We start from the raw sequence: 20,755 nt of genomic DNA on the forward strand, positions 1-20,755 counted from the left end.
GCCTAAAAGACGTACTCTTCAATCGCTTGCTGGTTGCTCCAGGATTTGGTCAATGCAGCGGCATCCGCCGCATTGAGCCACTGGTAAGCGAGATGTTCGGTGATCACCACATCTCGCTCTTCGGGTAGCGCCAGACAGAACCAATGCTCTTTATTCCGTGTCACACCCGGTGCATAGCGACGGCGCAAATGCGCAAAGAGTTCAAATTCCACACAGCGCTGGCAGTCGAACAGCTCCAGATTTTCACCCAGTATATCAATGCCGACCTCTTCCTTTACTTCGCGCTGCGCAGTTTGCAACGGGGTCTCCCCCTCCTCCAGACTGCCAGTCACTGACTGCCAGAAATCAGGATCATCTCGCCGTTGCAACATCAGCACCCGACCGCTGGATCTGGCGTAGATAACCGCCAGAATCGATTCGGGGCGTTTATAATTCATTACTGATTCTCTTCTTCCGCTGCACCTTTCTTCGCCACGACGCTGATAGACAGCTCTTGCAGTGAAGCAGGATTGGCAAAGCTTGGCGCGTCAGTCATCAGACAAGCCGCCGCCGTAGTTTTCGGGAAGGCTATCACATCACGGATGTTGTCAGTACCAGTCAGCAGCATCACTAAGCGATCCAGACCAAAGGCCAGACCCGCATGGGGTGGTGTGCCATATTTCAGTGCATCCAGCAGGAAGCCAAACTTCTCACGCTGCTCATGTTCATTGATGCCCAAAATACCAAACACCTGTTGCTGCATTTCAGTGCGGTGAATACGCACAGAACCCCCGCCCACTTCATAGCCGTTGATGACCATATCGTACGCATTGGCGATTGCGGTGGTCGGTGCTGCCGCCAACTGTTGCGGGCTCATCTCTTTTGGCGCGGTAAACGGATGGTGCATCGCCGTCAGGCCGCCTTCGCTGTCATCTTCAAACATCGGGAAGTCAACAACCCACAGTGGTGCCCATGTGCCCAACTGGGTCAGTTGCAGATCACGGCCCACTTTCAGACGCAATGCGCCCATGGCATCAGTGACTATCTTGTTGCTATCCGCGCCGAAGAACAGGATATCGCCGCTTTCTGCCTGAGTGCGAGTCAGAATCGCCTCCAGAACCTCAGCGCTGAGGAACTTGGCAATCGGGCTTTGCACCCCCTCCATCCCGGCTGCGCGATCGTTAACTTTCAACCATGCCAAACCTTTAGCGCCGTAGATGCCAACAAACTGGCCATACTCGTCAATTTGCTTACGAGTCACCTGTGCGCCGCCAGGAACACGCAGTGCTGCAACGCGGCCTTTAGTATCATTCGCCGGGCCAGAGAAGACTTTAAATTCCACCTCTTTAACCAGATCCGCAACATCCACTAATTCCAGTGGGTTACGCAGATCCGGCTTATCAGAACCGTAACGGCGCATGGCTTCGGCAAAGGTCATGACCGGGAAATCACCCAGATCAACGCCTTTGGTCTCCTGCCACAGTTCACGCACCAGTTTTTCCATCACTTCACGCACTTGATCGGCGGTCATGAAAGAGGTTTCAACATCGATCTGGGTAAATTCAGGCTGACGGTCAGCACGCAAATCTTCGTCACGGAAGCATTTTACGATTTGATAGTAGCGGTCAAAACCAGACATCATCAGCAACTGCTTAAACAGCTGTGGTGATTGTGGCAAAGCATAGAATTTGCCTTTATGGACGCGACTTGGCACCAGATAGTCACGGGCACCTTCTGGTGTCGCTTTGGTCAGCATCGGGGTTTCAATATCGAGAAAACCGTGGCTGTCCATAAAGCGGCGAACAAAGCTGGTGATTTTGGCGCGGGTTTTCAGGCGATCAGCCATTTCCGGGCGACGTAAATCCAGATAGCGGTACTTCAGGCGCTGCTCTTCGCTGTTGATCTGATTAGAGTCCAGTGGCAACGGCTCAGAACGGTTGATGATATTCAGCGCGTTAGCAAAGATCTCCACTTCACCGGTAGACATATCTTTATTGATTTGGCTATCAGGACGCGCCCGCACGGTACCGGTGATCTGGATGCAAAATTCGTTACGCAGCTCTGATGCTTGCTCATAAGCCGCTTTATGGTCCGGATCGAAGAATACCTGAACGATGCCTTCGCGATCTCGCATATCAATAAAAATCAGGCCACCTAGGTCACGGCGACGATTAACCCAACCACAAAGTGTCACTTCCTGGCCCACATGGGACAGATTCAACTGCCCGCAATACTCAGTACGCATACAATATCCTTTTACTCAGCCGATGCCGCACGCGTTATACACTCTCCGTGCGGCTGTTTTCTGATGAACCCTTTTCAGGTATGCCTCAGCTACTACTGTCTGGTTTGCTCTTACTGCCCGGTTTGAAATCTGTCGCGTACCAGCCGGTGCCTTTCAATTGAAAACCGGCCGCAGAGATAAGTTTCGATAACGCAGGCTGATGACACGCAGGACATTGAGTCAGTGGCGCGTCGGAAAATTTCTGCAATTTCTCTAATTGATGGTTGCAAGCGCTACACACCCTATTTTATCCAAATCGACCGTCTATAGGCATAGGTATTTTTTGGATTAGCGTGTTGAAAAAGGGGGTCATTATAAAGGAAATTCGGAGCATAGATAAGAGCGAACGCACAGCTCAGGTGCGACAAAATCCCTTTCCGTGATGTTTTAACACATCATTTAACAAATTTCCCCCCTCACAAGGCGCGCCCGATAACCTATGCTGGCATAAATTGGTCAGCAGATTGAGCCAACCGCCGCTATTCTCCCGTCATGATCTCGAGGCCCGACATAATGAAACTTGATGCAAAAACCACCGCACTGGTACTGATTGATCTGCAACAGGGGATCTTGCCCTATGCCAAAGGCCCTTATAGCGCTGAGCAGGTCATCGCAACCAATGCGCGGCTGGCCGATAAATTTCGCCAACTCGGTGCTACAGTCGTGTTGGTGCGCGTGGGGTGGTCTGACTCCTTCGCTGAGGCGCTAAAACAGCCGGTCGATCAGCCTAGCCCTACCCCTGATGGCGGTTTGCCCGAGTCATGGTGGAGATTCCCTGAGCAGCTGGCGGTGAGTGATCAGGATATTAAGGTGATCAAACACCAGTGGGGCGCGTTTTACGGCACTGATTTAGATCTGCAGTTGCGCCGTCGTGGGATTAAAACCGTGGTACTGGCGGGCATTGCCACCAATATTGGTGTTGAATCGACCGCCCGTACCGCCTGGGAACTGGGTTATGAGTTAGTGATTGCTGAAGATGGTTGCAGCACGGCGAGTGCCGAGATGCAGCAGTTTGCGGTGAACCATATCTTCCCACGCATTTCCCGCGTTCGCAGCAGCACTGAAATTCTTGCCGCGCTAGACGCATAACGCCCCCATACACTCACCGGAATCACATCTTGGCCTGTGGGGATTCCGGTGAACCACTATCACGCGCAGACAACCCCCTCTTTCCAAACGCTAAACTGAAACTCAAGAAATGACACTCCCGCCATTTTTCTAGCGACAGTGACCCGGTAGGCGGTTATCATCATTCAGCCAGTCTATGGTTGGGCAATGGAGTTAAAAATGGTTAGCTCGCTTTATGTCGTGTTGGGCGCACTGTTATTGATCAAACTTTCATTTGATGTGGTGAAATTAAGAAACCAGTACCGGGTAGCTTATGGCGACGGTGGTTTTTATGAGTTACAAACCGCCATCCGCGTACATGGTAATGCCGTAGAATATATTCCTATTGCTGTAATTTTGCTCATTATGATGGAGATGAATGGTGCACTGACGTGGATGATTCACCTTTGTGGATTGATGCTGATAGTCGGCCGCCTGCTGCATTATTATGGTTTACGCCATCGCGAAATTCGCTGGCGTCGCTCTGGGATGAGTGCCACTTATGTTTCTTTGGTATTGATGGTTATTGCTAATATTTACTACCTACCTTGGGATCAGATTTTCAGTCTAACCTGACCCTGTTACCGCGTTATCCGCTCCGCGCACCAAAGCCGCCGGAGCACTGTTAGTCCGGGCGGGTTATCCCCGCCTTCATGTCTCCCCCCGCTATCTCCTGCTTACCCTCGGTTTATCGCGCTTATTTGTCCATTTCTCTGTTATAATATGCGCCTTTAATTTCTTGTTAATGCCAATGACAGTCATGCCAAATCGCGACACTCAATCTCAAAACGATGCGCAACGCCAGCACGCTGGGGCGACAGAGCCACAGCGTGATAGCCTGTTTGCTGCCCCTATTGCCAAATTAGGTGACTGGACCTTCGACGAAAAGGTCGCTGAAGTGTTCCCTGATATGATCCAGCGATCGGTTCCCGGCTACTCCAACATTATCTCGATGATCGGCATGTTGGCGGAGCGTTTTGTGCAGCCCCATAGCCAGATTTACGATCTGGGCTGTTCGCTGGGTGCCGCGACACTGTCAATGCGCCGCAATATCAAGGCGGAAGGTTGCAAAATCATTGCCGTGGATAACTCGCCCGCGATGGTCGAGCGCTGCCGTCGCCATCTCGACGCTTTTCGCGCAGAGACGCCCGTCGACGTGGTGGAGTCAGATATTCTGGATATCAAGCTGGAAAACGCCTCGATGGTGGTGCTGAATTTCACTTTGCAATTCCTGGAGCCGGCTGACCGCCAACGGCTACTCAATCAGGTGTACCAAGGGTTGCGACCAGGGGGGGCCTTGGTGTTGTCCGAGAAGTTCAACTTTGAGGATAGCGATATCGGCGAACTGCTGTTTAACATGCACCACGATTTTAAGCGCGCCAATGGTTACAGCGAACTGGAGATCAGCCAGAAACGCAGCATGCTGGAGAATGTCATGTTGACCGACTCCGTTGAAACCCATAAACAGCGTCTGCATCAAGCCGGTTTCGAGCACGCGGAAGTCTGGTTCCAGTGTTTTAATTTTGGTTCGCTAATTGCCCTGAAAGCAGGAGAGGCTCAATGATTGAATTTGGCGATTTTTACCGGCTGATTGCCAAAGGCCCATTAAGCCCATGGCTAGATACCCTGCCCGCGCAACTCAGTGCCTGGCAGCGCGAATCACTGCACGGCAAGTTTAAAACCTGGTTTAACGCGGTAGAGCATTTGCCGCAGCTCACCCCAACCTCACTGGATCTACGCGATGGCGTGCGGGCAGAGATGTCGCCACCTCTTTCTGCCGGTCAGCGGGAGGGGATGGAAAATATGTTACGCGCCCTGATGCCATGGCGCAAAGGCCCCTTCTCTCTCTATGGGCTGGAGATCGATACCGAATGGCGCTCTGATTGGAAATGGCAGCGGGTATTGCCGCACATCACGCCACTGGACGGGCGCACCATTTTGGATGTCGGCTGTGGTAGCGGCTATCACCTGTGGCGCATGATTGGTGAAGGTGCCCAGTTGGCAGTGGGTATCGACCCGATGCAGCTGTTTTTGTGTCAGTTTGAAGCCATCCGTAAGCTGTTGGGTGGTGACCAACGTGCCCATGTGCTGCCGCTGGGCATTGAACAACTGCCCGAGTTGGCAGCCTTCGACACGGTGTTCTCTATGGGGGTGCTCTATCACCGCCGCTCACCGCTAGATCACCTCTATCAGCTAAAAAACCAGTTGGTTAGCGAGGGGGAATTGGTGCTCGAAACATTGGTGGTTGAAGGCGATAGCCGGCAGGTATTGGTGCCCGGCGATCGTTATGCCCAAATGCGTAACGTCTATTTCATTCCGTCGGCACCCGCATTGAAGGAGTGGCTGGAAAAATGTGGGTTTGTGGATGTCAGAATCGCTGATATGGCGGTGACCACCACCGATGAGCAGCGCCGCACCGACTGGATGACCAGCGAGTCATTAGCTGAGTTCCTCGATCCAACAGACCCAAGCAAAACCGTGGAAGGCTATCCGGCCCCAGTTAGAGCCGTATTAATCGCTCGTAAGCCATAATCCTCAGCTATAAAAACGGCCCTCGGATTAACCACCGAGAGCCGCTAAAAACGCTGTGGCTTCAGTCTCTGTCGCTAGACCCAAAGTCATTGGAGTTACAGCTAGGCAGCAAACGAGCAAATCCCGATGAGCTGACTTTTGGTCAGTGATTCGGGTGAGAGAGTGCCGCTAACAACGCTGTAGCTTCAAGGACGAAGGATCTAGGCTGAACGTGAAAGTGGTGCGCCCATCACCAGCAAACTCTTCATCGCCTCAACCACTTCACCATCAACACAATAATGCGCAAACTCATCGACATCACTGTCGGCACACATAGTCACGCCAGCTTTGCGATATTTCATCGTCGAGGGAACCGAACGCCCCGCAGAGCTGTGTAACTCGCGAATACCGGCATCAATAAATTTCTGCATATTGGTCAGCCGAACACCCGCACCCGCCATGATAATCGGCCCTTGCGTTTGGGTGGCGGCGACTAAATCTTTCAGTAGTGACAGCCCCAGTTCCGCATTCTGTTGCTGGCCCGAGGTTAGAATCCGCGCCACATTCAGGTCGGTTAATTGCTGCAAGGCGACCATCGGGTTTTGACACATATCAAATGCACGATGGAATGTGACCGCCAGGTCACCGCTGAGGGACATTATCTCGCGCATCCGCGGCATATCAATATGCCCATCAGTATCCAGCACCCCCACGACCACGCCCGCAAAACCCATATCACGGATGCGCGCAATATCATTTTTGATGATGGCAAAATCATTATGGCTATAGCAGAAATCACCGCCCCGAGGTCGCACGATTGGATGCACCGGAATAGTTACGGTCTCTCTGGCTTGCATTAATGCACCGACGCTAGGTGTTAAACCCCCTTCGGACTGACCGCAGCATAGTTCAATCCGGTCGGCTCCTGCCTTTTCTGCTACCTGCGCACAATCGACGCTATAGCAACAAATTTCCAATTTAGTCATTATCTCCCCCGTTTGACGGATGCCACTGCGGCAGTTGTTTTACCCGGTAACTCTGGGCATAGATATCACCTAAGAATTGAATAATTCTATTTCTGAATAATTTATATGCTTAATATATCACTCGCGCTAAAGCTGGATCTCATCCCGCGCGCTAGAGACTTACTATGGCACCCATTTTGAGTTCGTGAGTAGATGTCAGTCACAGTGATAACCATAAGTGATAGTCGGTGTTGAAATAAATAACCCATTTACGTTAGTTATGGTTCTCGCTATCTATTATTTGCCGCAAGGTATATGGGTGAAATTTAATGGTTATCTCGCCATCACTCACCGCCAGCGTTGGGTTAGCTAAACGTTCATGCTCCCCTTGCGGTGAACTAAATTTTTCATTGATGCCCACGGGAAATGTCGCGGGTAGCAAGGCTCGGGCGCGGTGTTGCAGGGTTTGCGGGTCACCGGGCAAAACCAGCTCCACATGCTCCCAGCCCTGATGGGGATAATGGGTTTTCCCCGGATACGGCAGCTCAATGCAATCTATCTGCCAGGGGCCAATAGCTAAAGGTTGCGCTAAATCGAACAGACAAATGGGTCGGCCATTAATCTGCGTCTCGGACATCAAATTGCCACAATGTAATAATCCGCTACGCCAGCGCTGCGCGGTTTCAATTTGATAGCAGCGCAATGAAATATGGTCGGCGCTAAATTGAGTCAAATCCAAATTTAATTTGGCCGAAAAACTCACCAGTTTCTGCTCAAAAATTGGCAGATCAGTGATTAAATCCTGTAATTCGGCGATATCTTGCAAACGGCGCATCTGGCTCTCCTTTTAAGCGGCGATTTCCGACATTGAAGCGGCCATAATCTACAGTTATTAGCGCTAATCAGCCATATTTTATCTGATTGATTTATGGCGCCACCTCAATCATTGCTAATAAAATAGTCAGTTGATCTCTTTGCGGGCTTTCTTCACCGCAACCACCGCCCCGATGCTGACGCCGAAAGGCAAATATGGTATAAATCCTGCCATCTTGCGACTAACACGCTGTCAGCCCGCCCCACCGTCACTCATTGATTGCGGTATCAGGCGCTGGCCACGTTTGAATTAACTGGCACAGAGACTCTTTTGTGCATCACTAATGTCTCTTTTGTGCGTAATTAAGGTAACCCGGTGAATATTCAGGCTCTTCTCTCAGATAAAGTCAGCCAGGCGCTGATTGCAGCAGGTGCTCCAGCAGGTAGCGAAGCTCAAGTTCGCCAATCTGCCAAAGCGCAATTTGGCGATTATCAAGCTAATGGCGTCATGGCCGTTGCCAAAAAAATGGGCATGCAACCCCGACAACTGGCAGAAAAAGTCATTGAGCTGCTTGATCTTGAGGGTATTGCCAGCAAGGTTGAGATCGCCGGCCCCGGTTTTATCAATATTTTCTTAGACCGTCAGTGGGTTGCCAGCAAAGTAGAGTTCGCGTTAACAGCACCCAAACTGGGCGTGGCACCGGTTGAACCGCAAACTATCGTGGTTGACTATTCGGCACCTAACGTGGCTAAGCAGATGCACGTCGGTCACCTGCGCTCAACCATTATCGGTGATGCGGCGGTGCGGACTCTGGAGTTCCTGGGGCACCATGTTATCCGCGCTAACCACGTCGGCGACTGGGGCACACAGTTCGGTATGCTGATTGCGTATCTGGAAAAAATGCAGAATGAAAGCGCCAGCGATATGGACCTATCGGATCTGGAGCTTTTCTATCAGCAAGCCAAGAAAACCTATGACGAAGACGAAGAGTTCGCCCTGCGCGCCCGTGCCTATGTGGTGAAACTGCAAAGCGGCGACGAATATTGCCGTCAGATGTGGCGCAAACTGGTGGATATCACCATGGCGCAGAACCAGATTGCCTATGATCGGCTAAATGTCACCCTGACCACAGATGATGTCATGGGCGAGAGCCTATATAACGCCATGTTGCCGGGCATTGTTGCGGATCTGAAAGCCAAGGGTCTGGCAGTCGAGAGCGACGGGGCCACTGTGGTCTATCTGGATGAGTATAAAAACAAAGATGGCGAGCCAATGGGCGTCATTATCCAGAAAAAAGATGGCGGTTACCTCTATACCACCACGGATATCGCTTGTGCCAAGTATCGCTATGAAACACTGGGCGCAGACCGCGTGTTGTATTACATCGACACTCGCCAGCACCAACATCTGATGCAAGCATGGACTATCGTGCGCAAAGCCGGTTACGTCCCTGAGTCAGTGCCACTAGAACACCATATGTTTGGCATGATGCTGGGGAAAGATGGCAAGCCATTTAAAACCCGCTCAGGTGGCACGGTTAAGCTATCCGACTTGCTGGACGAAGCTATTGAGCGTGCCGGCAAATTGATCGCCGAGAAAAACCCGGATATGCCTGCGGATGAACTGAAGCAGGTGGTGGAAGCGGTCGGTATTGGCGCGGTGAAATATGCCGACTTGTCAAAAAGCCGCACCACCGACTATATCTTCGACTGGGATAACATGCTGGCGCTGGATGGCAACACCGCACCTTACATGCAATATGCCTATACCCGCGTGGTTTCGGTGTTTAAACGTGCAGGCGTTGATGAGAATAGCCTGACACTGCCACTGGTGATAACCGAAGATCGTGAAGCGGCACTGGCAACGCGCCTGCTGCAATTTGAAGAGGTCATCACTACCGTCGCCCGCGAAGGGACGCCTCATGTGATGTGCTCCTATCTGTATGACGTAGCGGGCTTATTCTCCAGTTTCTACGAGCATTGCCAGATCCTGAATGCCGCAAGTGAAGAGATCCGCCAAAGCCGCCTGAAACTGGCGATGCTGACGGCAAAAACCCTGAAGCAAGGTCTGGATACCCTCGGTATTCGCACAGTAGAGCGGATGTAGTTCTCACCGCTCGCCGTTTTAGCTAATATAATTGACGACAAAAAAGGCCCCAAGGGGCCTTTTGCTGTTTTATCATCAAACCGATTGACCATCAGCAGGTCACATCAGCCATTGCTTCGCCGGGCAAAATCTCGCAATTTGAATCCGAGTAACGCCAGTGAAGCAAAGTAGGCAATCACCCCCGCCGCCACCACTGCCGATAAGCGCAACAGCCGATAAGCCATGCCGCCGATATCCCACGCCGGCATGACCCACAACAGCCCCAGCAACACCGCTGACATCACAATCACGCCGATAACCAATTTCGTCAGGAATAGCGCCCAGCCGGGTTGCGGCTGGAAAATCTGCTGCTTACGCAACTGCCAATACAGCAAGCTGGCATTCAGACATGCCCCAAGACCAATCGACAGCGATAGCCCCGCATGTTTTAGTGGCCCGATGAAAATCAGATTCATCACCTGAGTCAATATCAGTGTGACAATAGCAATCTTCACTGGGGTTTTGATGTTTTGGCGCGAGTAGAACCCCGGTGCCAGCACTTTAACCACAATCAGCCCCATCAGACCAACCGAGTAAGCTACCAGCGCTCGCTGGGTCATCGCGGCATCAAAGGCACTGAATTTACCATACTGGAACAGTGACACCACCAACGGCTTAGCGAGGATCCCCAATGCCACCGCACTGGGTAACGCCAGCAAGAAACAGAGGCGCAGACCCCAATCCATCAGTCGGGAATACTCATCATGGTTACCGCTGGAGAAGCTTTTTGCCAGTGAGGGCAGCAAAATGGTGCCTAACGCCACGCCCAGGACACCGGATGGGAACTCCATCAAGCGGTCAGCATAGTACATCCAGGAGACAGAGCCTGAGACCAGAAACGACGCAAAAATAGTGTTGATGATCAGTGAGATTTGGCTGACGGACACCCCAAGGATCGCCGGCCCCATTTGGCGCATCACCCGCCAGACCCCGGCATCACGCAGTGACAACCGCGGCAGTACCAGCATACCTATCTTTTTCAGATGAGGCAGTTGATAACCCAATTGCAGCACCCCGCCCACCACCACGGCCCAGGCCAGCGCCATCACCGGGGGATTAAAGTAAGGCGCGGCAAAGAGTGCAAAACCTATCATGCTGATATTTAGGAAGGTTGGTGCAAACGCGGGAATGGAGAAGCGGTTCCAGGTATTGAGGATAGCCCCCACCAGCGAGGCCAGTGAGATCAGCAAGATATAGGGGAATGTCACCCGCAGCAGCGCAGAGGTGAGTGCAAATTTATCGGGGGTGTCGGTAAAACCGGGGGCGGTAATAAAGATAACCCAAGGTGCTGCCAACATGCCCAATATCGTGACTACCGCCAGTATCAGGGTTAATAAGCCGGAGACATAGGCGACAAATGTTCGTGTCGCCTCCTCGCCCTGCTGGCTCTTATATTCAGCCAGAATCGGCACAAAAGCCTGCGAGAATGCCCCCTCAGCAAAAATACGCCGCAGGAGATTAGGCAATTTAAAGGCCACAAAAAAGGCATCCGTTGCCATACCTGCACCGAAGACCCGCGCCACAATGGCATCACGGGCAAAGCCCAATACGCGGGAAAACATGGTCATTGAACTGACGGCTGCCAGTGATTTCAGTAAATTCATAGGTTTCTGATCTGGGGTTAGGGTGGGCATCAGCGCTGCCCTGATACTGTTTAAAAACAGCCGCCAGTCTACGTAACCGGCTATGAATAGCCATCGAAAAGTGTAACAACTTACTGAGAGCGCTGATCTTTTGTTCATGCTTGCTCAGCGCCTCTAACCTAGCCCGCACTCTACTGCTGTAACATCACTTCTATCATGCGTTGAGCATAAATCGCCTCTTCACCCGAGAGTTGCGGGGCCGTTTGGTGGCTCACCGCGTCAATAAAGTGACGTACAGCCCCGACAAAGCCGCGCTGCTCCAGGGTGGTTTGCCAACCGGGGGCGGGCAAACTAATCACCTGCCCATCAGACTCCTGCTGCCACTGGCGCATATCATTAATCTGATAACAGCGCCCGAAGCTGATAGCTTGCACACTCTCCCGCTGAGTACCGGCATCGCGATGCATACTGGTGGTTATCAGGCAATCGCCCGCGTCGAAATGGTGCTCGGCATACAACATCTGCCCCTGCGCGTTGGTTTGCACGCGGCCGCTGGTCAATGTTGCCGACTCCCCCGCCAGCCATAACGCGGTATCCACCACATGCAGATAGTCATCCAGCAAGGTAAAACGGGCACTATTTGGCCCGATGCCGTTTTGGCGATGTTTCTCCATGCGCAGTGAGGTCGGCAGGGCCATCTCTTGCTTAAGCTGCTGGTATAACGGCGAAAAACGGCGGTTAAAACCGACCATCAACGCCAACTTTTGTTTGGTGGCCAAAGCGATCAATTGCTCCGACTGCGCCAGTGTTTCAGCCAGCGGCTTATCGACATAAACATGAATTCCGGCCCGCAACAGCTCACTCACCACCTGAAAATGGCTGGCGGTGCTGCTGTGAACAAAAATAGCATCACACTCAGCGGCGAGGGTATCCAAGCGCGAGAAATAGCGCATTCGGTAGCTGTCGCACACCGGCTGCGCCTTAATTTGATTGGGCGAAAATGCGCCAGTCAGCTGCCAATCCAGCGCTTGGGTCAGGATCGGCAGATAGGCTTTTTGCGCAATCCCCCCCAGGCCAACGATACCCACACGCAGTTTTTTGCCAACGCCCGCTTTGTTCATAGCATCCTTATCAATCATCTAACTGGATCAGCACTTCATCCAAACGGCGTGTCAGCGCCATAACCTGTTGCTCAAGCTGCGCAACTCGGGCTTCAAGGGTGCCGGTTACCCCGTCAACACCCTCGTCTGCGGGTGCAGTTGCTGCCGCATCGCCGCTAAACAGATGCCTATAGCGACTCTCGCGTTTACCCGCCTCACGGGCCAGACGCGCCACAAATGGCCCATCTTCACGTTGGGAGAGCTGATTCAGCACCGCTTCGGTCTCGCTCACATCCGCAAACTCATACATGCGGTTGGTGCGGGTGCGCAACTCACCTGGCGTCTGCGGGCCACGTAATAGTAGTGTGGTGATCACCGCCAACTCCGCTGGGGAGAATTTAAGGTTACCAAACTCAGAATTGCAGAAACGGTGCTCATACTTCATGACCCTATTACCACTTTGTGTGCGGATAAGGTGTTTTTTCAGCAAAAAATCCAGTGTCTGCTGCACATCCGATTCGGATAGCTCCATCACCGGTTCACGGTTAGTTTTCTGATTACAAGCTACCGTCACACCATTGAGCGACATCGGATACTGCTCTGACGTCGTCACCTGTTTTTCCAGCAAACAGCCAATCACTCTGGCCTCTAATGCATTTAGACTCTGTTTCATCCTGACCTCAGCGCGTGGGTGTCCATTCTTTGTTAGTCAAGGCCGTCAGCACATGATCGCGCCACTGGCCGTCAATCAGTAAATAATCCTTCGCGTAGCCTTCGCGCTCAAAACCCAGGCGCTCAAGTAAGCTGCCACTGCGATGATTATGCGGCATATAATTAGCCATAATACGGTGCATCCGCTCCTGCCGCTGCATATAGCGAATCAGCGGTTGCAACGCTTCAAACATTAAGCCCTGCCCCTGCCAGCGCTCACCTAATGAGTAACCCAGGAAACAGGCATGAAAGGAGCCGCGCAGCACATTGCTGAAGTTAGCGACCCCGCGCACCTCTTTCTCCTCCGCATCTAGCAAAATAAAGTAGTAGGCGCTGCCCTGTTTTTGTAGCTCCATGATCATACCCAGCCGCGCCTGCCAACCGGACGGCATGCAGTGGCTTTGATCACGCACCGGTTCCCAGGGTTTGAGAAATACCTGATTTTCAGCGTAATACTCCGCCATGCGGTAAGCATCACGCTCATGAACCAGCCGCAGTGACATGCGGTCAGTGGTTAGGCGTATTTTAGGTGTTGCTGAATGATAGCCGAACATCTGCTCCCCTTGGCGGTGCGCTGCACCTAATTTAGCATTTAGCGGCTAACGGCGACTCTAAGCTTCAATATACCTGTTACACCGCTGTCGCGTAACACCACCCTTGCGCTCTTTTCAGATATCAACACCACAAAATGGTGTCATTGAAGGACTAAAAAATCATTCTATGATGAAATTGTCGGTGAGGTAACGTATTGACGATAAAAAAATATTATCAATCTAACCCCTATCGTTTCTGATGATTTGGGTACAAACTACTTCACTACAAACTATATGGGCTATAGACCATATATGGGTTATAGACCATAAATGTAGTTTCTATTCCCTCCTTATTTGATTTCTGACGGTGAAGCATGGCCTTGGTATCGCAAGCTCGGAGCTTGGGTAAGTATTTTTTATTGCTTGATAACTTATTAGTGGTGTTGGGTTTCTTCGTTGTCTTCCCACTTATCTCTATCCGATTTGTCGATCAAATGGGTTGGGCCGCGTTGATCGTGGGTCTTGCCTTGGGATTAAGGCAACTGGTTCAGCAAGGACTCGGGATTTTCGGCGGGGCTATCGCCGACCGCTTCGGCGCCAAACCAATGATAGTCACCGGGATGCTGATGCGCGCAGCGGGTTTCGCGTTGATGGCAATGGCTGATGAGCCATGGATACTGTGGCTCGCTTGTGCGTTGTCCGGTTTAGGGGGCACGCTTTTCGATCCACCGCGTACCGCATTGGTGATTAAACTCACCCGCCCGCACGAACGTGGCCGTTTTTACTCACTGCTGATGATGCAAGACAGTGCTGGCGCGGTCATTGGCGCATTGATCGGCAGTTGGCTGCTGCAATACGACTTCCACTTTGTCTGCTGGACCGGCGCGGCTATCTTCGTCCTGGCGGCGGGCTGGAATCTCTGGCTACTGCCCGCTTACCGCATCTCGACTGTCCGCGCGCCAATGAGAGAGGGGCTAATGCGGGTGCTGCGTGATCGCCGCTTTGTGACCTATGTCCTGACGCTGACTGGCTACTACATGCTCGCTGTGCAGGTGATGCTGATGCTGCCAATCATGGTCAATGAGATTGCCGGTTCACCTGCCGCGGTTAAATGGATGTATGCCATTGAAGCGGCGCTCTCTCTAACACTGCTCTACCCGATTGCCCGCTGGAGCGAAAAGCGCTTTAGCCTTGAGCAGCGCTTGATGGCCGGGTTGTTGATCATGACACTCAGCCTGTTCCCAATCGGCCTGATTAGCCATCTGCAAACCCTGTTTATGTTTATCTGCTTCTTCTATATGGGGTCAATCATCGCCGAACCGGCCCGTGAAACCCTGGGTGCATCACTGGCCGACTCACGGGCTCGCGGCAGCTATATGGGCTTTAGCCGCCTCGGGCTGGCACTGGGTGGCGCATTGGGTTATACCGGTGGCGGCTGGATGTACGACACGGGACGCACCCTTGAGATGCCGGAGTTGCCGTGGTTCATGTTAGGTGTTATTGGCTTAATGACCTTGATTGGACTCTACTGGCAATTTAATCAGCGCCGGATTGAATCCGCGATGCTCAGCGGCAATTAGCCTGTTATTCACCCTGATTCAGGGTTATCTGATGGGCAATTGCCGGGCACTACCGCACTATAGCGCCCAGTCCCAAACGCGCCTAATCCCAAACCGTTGTTGAACAGCAACGGTTAATAATACAAAACAGCAGATTAACCCGTTATCATTGGGCAAATTCGTCTTGTCTGATGTGATTGTGCATATTGCTATGAGGTTTTAATGAAGAGAATAACTTGGGGCGCAGCGGCGCTGCTGACGGCCGTTACACTGGTCGGCTGTAACCAACTGACTCAGTACTCACTGAGCGAGCAGGAAGTGAATGATTACCTGCAAAAACATAATAATTATGAAAAGCAGATTGGTATTCCCGGTTTGGTTGATGCTCATATCACCCTGACGCAATTGCAGAGCCAGATTGGTCGCGCTGAACCCGGTAAAGTGACATTAACCGGTAACGCCAAAGTGGATATCACCTCGATCCTTGGCCCGCAAAGTGCCGATATGACGCTGACCTTAAAAGCACAGCCTACATTCGATCGCGAAAAAGGCGCTATCTTCCTGAAAGATATGGAGTTGACCGATTATACAGTCAAACCAGAGAAGATGGATTCCGTGATGAAGGCGCTGACGCCTTATCTGAACCAGTCACTGAAGTCCTATTTTGATCAGCAACCCGCCTATGTGTTAGATGGCGAGAAGAGTAAAGCAGAAGCGATGGCGAAGAAGCTGGCGAAAGGCTTAGAAGTGAAGCCGGGCCAACTAGTCATCCCATTCACTGACTAATCGACCCTGCCCGCAAATAGCTGTAGCATCGAAAACCAAGGGTAATACCCAAAGTCATTGGCGTTACAACAAGGCAGCAAACGAGTAAATCCCGATGAGCTTACGTTGGTAAGTGATTCGGGTGCGCGAGTGCCGCTAACACAGTTGTAGCGTCAAGGACGAAGGGTATCTTCTGATAACTCATCCCACATCGCTTGCAACCCCTCACGACTCAACTGCGCCAGTGTGCGATAAAAACCGCTGGAAGCATGTGCCTCCACTTTGCCAAGAAAACGACCACACCATGGTAGTAAATAGTCATTAAACAGTGCAATTTGTGCCGCGACTTCATCTTCAGCCGCTTGATCTTCCAGCCAGGAGGCGGCCAGTAATAATCCACCAAAATGGTCAGTTGGCGCATCGCCTAGCGGCATACCGCGCTGTTGCAGAAAAGCTCTGACTTCAACTTCTGGGCAGCCATCCTCATAATCGGAACCATAAGGTGACACGCGGCAATCATCGCCCACAAACATCGCACTATAATCAGCGGCCAAAGCATCTGGCTGATACTCCTGCTGCAAACGCGCCAGCAACTCACCTTGCTCCAGTGGCCAGTGTTGCTCAAGCTTGCCTTGACTGATCAGGGCAAACAGCGGTTCCAATAGTGGATCTTGTGGCTGACGATAGAACAGTGACCCCAGAACCCGGCACACCAGAGAGAAATCATTCATCTACATCTTCCTGTTTCTTATTGATTTTTTTGTATAAAAAATAATAGTGACAACGTCACCGATTCTCTTATAAATCGGCTAATTCGGGGATGGCGGGACGGCCCCGCATCTCAAGATAGTTGAGTAAACGGCGCGGGCTGACATTTAAAATGCGCTCTTGCGGGAAATTTACCTCAGCGATAATACGCTCGCAATGCTCAAAAATCCCCAATGAGTAGGCGATATGGGAATCAGAACCTAACGCCAGCCAGCCGCCGGCATCACGGACAGCTTCAGCTATCGCGCGGCAATTCGGCTCACTCCCTTTACGTGAATGGCTAAAAGAGGAGTTATTCAGCTCAAGGGCAACATGGTATTTTGCCGCCGCTTGCGCTATCGCCGGAATATCAACCGGATATTTAGGGTTGCCGGGATGGCTGATAATATGCACATTCCCCTGCGCCATCGTTGCGATCATCGCCTGAGTATTGGCGGCCTTGTCTTGCGGCGGAAACACCGGTTCATGGAAACCCGCAATCAGCAGATCGATGGCATCGAGCATTGGGCCGGTACAATCAATATCACCATCCAGATTCTTAATATTGGCTTCAATACCCCGCAAGATGCCCACGCCATCGACCAGGCGCGGCCAGACTCGCATATTCATAAAGTGCCAATAATGGGGCGCATCCGCCATATCCGGGCCATGGTCGGTAATGGCAAACAGTTTGATATTTTTGAGTTTAGCTTCGGCGATGTAATCGTGCAAAGTGCTGTAAGCATGAGTACTGGCAATGGTATGCATATGTAAATCAACAGGATACATGACTACTCCACAAAGTCTTTTAACGCGGGGGACAGTTATTCGCAGGCAAAATATAGCCTGCTAATGATAGCAGGAATTCCTCTCATCAGCAGCCTAAAAACCTGGTCTGGCAAATGGCTATCCCCCTCGTAGGCTGCCCTTATCAGTAACCTCGCACCACATCAACCAAGCCCAGCGGCTCCCTGCCCGCCTCAATGGCCTGAATATTGGCGACCACCTGATCCATGGCCGCATTAGGCAAAGTCACGGCGGCAATGTGCGGCGTGATAGTAATGCGTGGATGGCTCCAGAAAGGGTGCATCGGGGGTAGTGGCTCTTCAGCAAACACATCCAGTGTTGCCGCAGCAATTTTACCAGCACTCATTGCGGCTAATAAGTCCCGCTCTAACAGATGCGCTCCCCGTGCAATATTGATGATATAGGCATTGGCATTCAGTTGCGAAAAGAGCGATTGATTTAGAATACCGGCTGTTTCTGGGGTGTTCGGCAACAGATTAATCAGTAATTGTGTCCCCTGGATGAAGGCGGGTAACTTCTCTTGGCCGGCAAAACTGACCACGCCATCAATCTGTTTTGGTGTTCGGCTCCAGCAGCGCACCGTAAAACCAAATTCGGCTAATTTGTGGGCCACACTTTTGCCTAATACGCCCGCCCCAAGAATGCCGATAGTGAATTTATCGTGTTGATGTGGCTCCAGCGGCTGCCACATTTTCTGCTGCTGTTGCAGTTGATACTCATCCATCCGGCGGAAGTAGCGCAGTACACTGGCAACAACATACTCCTGCATTTGCAAGGACATACCGGTGTCCTCCAAGCGAACCAGCGGAACCCCGGCAGGTAATGTCCCCGGATGGCGACGCTCCTGGTCCAAAATAGCATCCACCCCCGCCCCTAATGCAAAAACTCCTTTCAGTTCAGTGCGTTTAGCTAGCATTTCCTGTGGCGGCTGCCAAACCAGCGCATAATCTGCCGGTTGGGTATCACCACGTCGCCACTGCCGAATATTCGCAGCCGGCAAGCGAGACTGTATACCTGACAACCACTGTTTTGCTTCAAAAAACGGGTGATAAAAAATAATATTCATTATTTGCCAGCTCCTTGCGAAAGTACCGATTAGATTTCCGCGATTAACGGCCAGATGCAAGTGCTACCGGCAAGAAATGCCGATGAAATCAGCAAACTGCTGTAACTTTAGCAAAAGAGTGACAAAGACGACATAAGAGGGTTGACGCTGGGCACACTTTTGCCTACATTACGCCGGTCGACCATGCTTAGCACGGTTGATAGTCATTAATAGCAGTAAGCGCAGTAATAAATAGCAGTAACACGGTGAGGTGTCTGAGTGGCTGAAGGAGCACGCCTGGAAAGTGTGTATACGCGTAAGCGTATCGAGGGTTCGAACCCCTCCCTCACCGCCATATTAAGTCGTTACAGCGCAAAGCGCGGTGTCGCGGCAGTAAAATCAAACGGCAATTGAAGCAAGTCTGGTGTCTTACCCCAGTATTTGTGATTCGATTGCCGTTTTTTTTATCTCTTTTTGGCTCGCCAGCTAACACCTAATATTGGCGTTGGGTCAGGTGATTTGCCTGCGATTCATCCTATCTGGGTGCAGAATAACCAGATGAATGGCAACGGATAAATACTACTTGACCATCAAGCCACCTATCCCTATAGTACCGCCCCGTTGCAGTGCATAGCGCGGCAACTTACGGTGAGGTGTCTGAGTGGCTGAAGGAGCACGCCTGGAAAGTGTGTATACGCGTAAGTGTATCGAGGGTTCGAACCCCTCTCTCACCGCCATATTCGAGCGAAAGGCTCTGACGAAAGTCAGGGCCTTTTTCTTTGGTACTCACCTCATTCCCCTACCGCTATGATCTGCGGCGACGCCCTTCTCTATTGATACGGTCCCCCAGAGGGGAGAATGGCATTAATCGGCTGTAAACCACCTGATTACGACCCTGATTTTTCGCTTGATAAAGCGCTTCGTCAGTCATTTTTATTGCTTTTAGCATCGACATGCCCGGCAAATAAAGCGAAGCACCAATTGAAATTGTGGCCTCTATTTTTCGGCCATCAGACAATTCCACATCTAAATTCTCTACTCGCCGACGAATTCGCTCAGCAACCGCTTTGATGGCTTGCGGATCATGGCTATGTGTAATAACAATAAACTCCTCACCGCCAAAGCGACCAACGAAATCCTCATCCCGAATGGTTGAGGTTAATAACTTCCCGACTTCAGTCAGCAGCAGATCACCGCCATCATGGCCATAGGTGTCATTCACCGATTTAAAGTGGTCAAGATCCAGAATCATTAATCCGCAGGCCAATCGGCTGCTATGGATAGCATTCAGCCGATAATCAACACTGGCCCGGTTATTTAATTGGGTTAATTTGTCGATATTAGCCCGATTTTTCATCGCAAAATAGGCGTAAATATGGCGCTCTTTAAAATTCAATGCGTGGTAGCAAATAGCTAAACAGAAGGCAGAAATCAGTTGATACACCACAATTTGAGTCCAGAGCAGTTCATTCGGAACAAATAGAACAGCGACGATTATGCGATAAATGGCAATTGAGATAATTGTGGTGTAAAAAATGCGATTACTCTTTTTCTCCCATACTTTGGCGAGTAAAAGTGGAATAAACATTATTGTTATTAATGCATTATCTAGTGTAAACCACCCGGTAAAAAAATAATTTATCACCAATGCCGTTAAGCCACTCAGCCAACCACCATAAAAAGTAACCAAAACGATTGGGATCAATTCAAAACTGTAAAAAAATGAACCGGAAATAATCCACTGATCTTGATTGAGGTAGAGCGAAACCAGCCCCGCCACCAGACCGAATACAACACGTTTCCAGACATCCCCATGATAGGAGAAGGCACTATTTTTACTTAAAGCAAAATAACTAATAGAGAGGGTCGCATAAGTGACACAAGCATCCCGATATAGCGTTGACAGAGATTCTAATTCACTCATGGCGTAGCGTCAGTCCTTTGAATTTTCACTGTTGATTTTAACCAACATTGACGTGACCGATTTCCCATTAATGTTAAATTATAATTTAGACTGAAATTATTCATCGGAATTCCTAAACATTGAGCATGGATAATGGCAATAGTTTCTAACCTAAATCTTAGCTGCGAAACAGGCTT

Annotated in this window: 20 protein-coding genes and 2 tRNA genes; 9 read left to right on the top strand and 13 right to left on the bottom strand. The window is 51.0% G+C overall.

The features are described from left to right. Positions 1 to 2: 2 nt before the first annotated feature. The 3 genes from nudB to HRK25_RS16920 form a co-directional block, all read right to left on the bottom strand. Positions 3 to 437: a dihydroneopterin triphosphate diphosphatase gene (gene nudB / locus HRK25_RS16910; protein WP_032896889.1), complete on the bottom strand. Its 435-nt coding sequence runs from the start codon at positions 435 to 437 to the stop codon at positions 3 to 5. Continuing rightward, positions 437 to 2,224, bottom strand: a complete 1,788-nt coding sequence (gene aspS / locus HRK25_RS16915; protein ID WP_005272087.1) for an aspartate--tRNA ligase — start codon at positions 2,222 to 2,224, stop codon at positions 437 to 439. Before aspS ends, nudB begins: the two co-directional genes overlap by 1 nt. An 85-nt stretch (positions 2,225 to 2,309) precedes the next feature. Beyond that, on the bottom strand, positions 2,310 to 2,504 hold the full coding sequence (locus HRK25_RS16920; protein WP_071984890.1) for an FmdB family zinc ribbon protein: 195 nt from the start codon (positions 2,502 to 2,504) through the stop codon (positions 2,310 to 2,312). Between the two features lie 272 nt (positions 2,505 to 2,776). On the opposite strand from HRK25_RS16920, the gene HRK25_RS16925 reads away from it, so the two are divergent. The 4 genes from HRK25_RS16925 (at position 2,777) to cmoB (ending at position 5,902) form a co-directional block, all read left to right on the top strand. Then, complete coding sequence (locus HRK25_RS16925) at positions 2,777 to 3,352, top strand: hydrolase (protein ID WP_005272084.1); 576 nt, start codon at positions 2,777 to 2,779, stop codon at positions 3,350 to 3,352. A gap of 198 nt (positions 3,353 to 3,550) precedes the next feature. Then, positions 3,551 to 3,946, top strand: coding sequence for an MAPEG family protein (locus HRK25_RS16930; protein WP_019209819.1), 396 nt, complete (start codon positions 3,551 to 3,553; stop codon positions 3,944 to 3,946). Positions 3,947 to 4,130: 184 nt separating this feature from the next. Further along, positions 4,131 to 4,934 (top strand): carboxy-S-adenosyl-L-methionine synthase CmoA, encoded by an 804-nt coding sequence (gene cmoA, locus HRK25_RS16935; protein ID WP_032896886.1) that lies wholly within the window; start codon positions 4,131 to 4,133, stop codon positions 4,932 to 4,934. Further along, positions 4,931 to 5,902 carry a tRNA 5-methoxyuridine(34)/uridine 5-oxyacetic acid(34) synthase CmoB gene (gene cmoB, locus HRK25_RS16940; protein WP_032896884.1) on the top strand — a complete coding sequence of 324 codons (972 nt, stop codon included), beginning with the start codon at positions 4,931 to 4,933 and terminating at the stop codon, positions 5,900 to 5,902. The genes cmoA and cmoB overlap by 4 nt, the downstream gene beginning before the upstream one ends. 200 nt (positions 5,903 to 6,102) lie before the next feature. Here cmoB and cutC read toward each other — a convergent pair whose 3' ends face one another. Then, entirely contained in the window at positions 6,103 to 6,867 is a 765-nt protein-coding gene (cutC, locus tag HRK25_RS16945; protein WP_032896882.1) for a copper homeostasis protein CutC, read from the bottom strand. Positions 6,868 to 7,120: 253 nt separating this feature from the next. Then, a complete protein-coding gene (locus tag HRK25_RS16950) occupies positions 7,121 to 7,681 on the bottom strand; it encodes a VOC family protein (RefSeq protein WP_005272071.1) in 561 nt (186 codons plus the stop codon). A gap of 354 nt (positions 7,682 to 8,035) precedes the next feature. Between HRK25_RS16950 and argS the strand changes: the two genes are divergently transcribed. Continuing rightward, complete coding sequence (argS, locus tag HRK25_RS16955; protein WP_005272066.1) at positions 8,036 to 9,766, top strand: arginine--tRNA ligase; 1,731 nt, start codon at positions 8,036 to 8,038, stop codon at positions 9,764 to 9,766. A 104-nt stretch (positions 9,767 to 9,870) separates the two neighbouring features. On the opposite strand, the gene murJ is transcribed toward argS, so the two are convergent. From murJ to rimJ, 4 genes are all read right to left on the bottom strand, one after another. Continuing rightward, entirely contained in the window at positions 9,871 to 11,409 is a 1,539-nt protein-coding gene (murJ, locus tag HRK25_RS16960) for a murein biosynthesis integral membrane protein MurJ (protein WP_005272063.1), read from the bottom strand. A 170-nt stretch (positions 11,410 to 11,579) separates the two neighbouring features. Then, complete coding sequence (locus tag HRK25_RS16965) at positions 11,580 to 12,527, bottom strand: Gfo/Idh/MocA family protein (protein WP_032896880.1); 948 nt, start codon at positions 12,525 to 12,527, stop codon at positions 11,580 to 11,582. Further along, entirely contained in the window at positions 12,520 to 13,161 is a 642-nt protein-coding gene (locus HRK25_RS16970) for a DUF480 domain-containing protein (RefSeq protein WP_005272057.1), read from the bottom strand. The genes HRK25_RS16965 and HRK25_RS16970 overlap by 8 nt, the downstream gene beginning before the upstream one ends. Positions 13,162 to 13,168: 7 nt before the next feature. Then, positions 13,169 to 13,753: a ribosomal protein S5-alanine N-acetyltransferase gene (gene rimJ / locus HRK25_RS16975; protein WP_005272053.1), complete on the bottom strand. Its 585-nt coding sequence runs from the start codon at positions 13,751 to 13,753 to the stop codon at positions 13,169 to 13,171. Between the two features lie 353 nt (positions 13,754 to 14,106). On the opposite strand from rimJ, the gene mdtH reads away from it, so the two are divergent. Next, positions 14,107 to 15,312 (top strand): multidrug efflux MFS transporter MdtH, encoded by a 1,206-nt coding sequence (mdtH, locus tag HRK25_RS16980; protein WP_005272049.1) that lies wholly within the window; start codon positions 14,107 to 14,109, stop codon positions 15,310 to 15,312. Between the two features lie 201 nt (positions 15,313 to 15,513). Further along, on the top strand, positions 15,514 to 16,077 hold the full coding sequence (locus tag HRK25_RS16985; protein WP_005272047.1) for a lipoprotein: 564 nt from the start codon (positions 15,514 to 15,516) through the stop codon (positions 16,075 to 16,077). A gap of 152 nt (positions 16,078 to 16,229) precedes the next feature. Here HRK25_RS16985 and HRK25_RS16990 read toward each other — a convergent pair whose 3' ends face one another. The 3 genes from HRK25_RS16990 to ghrA all read right to left on the bottom strand — a co-directional run bounded on the left by HRK25_RS16990 (position 16,230) and on the right by ghrA (position 18,676). After that, positions 16,230 to 16,787: a TorD/DmsD family molecular chaperone gene (locus HRK25_RS16990; RefSeq protein ID WP_005272045.1), complete on the bottom strand. Its 558-nt coding sequence runs from the start codon at positions 16,785 to 16,787 to the stop codon at positions 16,230 to 16,232. A gap of 67 nt (positions 16,788 to 16,854) precedes the next feature. Next, a complete protein-coding gene (locus HRK25_RS16995) occupies positions 16,855 to 17,592 on the bottom strand; it encodes a phosphatase (protein WP_005272043.1) in 738 nt (245 codons plus the stop codon). Between the two features lie 142 nt (positions 17,593 to 17,734). Next, the gene (gene ghrA, locus HRK25_RS17000) at positions 17,735 to 18,676 is read right to left on the bottom strand and encodes a glyoxylate/hydroxypyruvate reductase GhrA (RefSeq protein WP_005272041.1); all 942 of its coding nucleotides are present in this window, start codon (positions 18,674 to 18,676) and stop codon (positions 17,735 to 17,737) included. Positions 18,677 to 18,920: 244 nt separating this feature from the next. Between ghrA and HRK25_RS17005 the strand changes: the two genes are divergently transcribed. Further along, positions 18,921 to 19,010 (top strand) — tRNA-Ser (locus HRK25_RS17005). 292 nt (positions 19,011 to 19,302) lie between these two features. Beyond that, positions 19,303 to 19,392: transfer RNA gene (locus tag HRK25_RS17010), tRNA-Ser, on the top strand. Positions 19,393 to 19,460: 68 nt separating this feature from the next. Here HRK25_RS17010 and HRK25_RS17015 read toward each other — a convergent pair. Next, positions 19,461 to 20,579, bottom strand: coding sequence for a GGDEF domain-containing protein (locus tag HRK25_RS17015; RefSeq protein WP_005272039.1), 1,119 nt, complete (start codon positions 20,577 to 20,579; stop codon positions 19,461 to 19,463). Positions 20,580 to 20,755 lie beyond the last annotated feature (176 nt).

The sequence above is a fragment of the Yersinia bercovieri ATCC 43970 genome (genome assembly GCF_013282745.1).
In the GTDB taxonomy this organism is placed as follows: Bacteria; Pseudomonadota; Gammaproteobacteria; order Enterobacterales; family Enterobacteriaceae; genus Yersinia; species Yersinia bercovieri.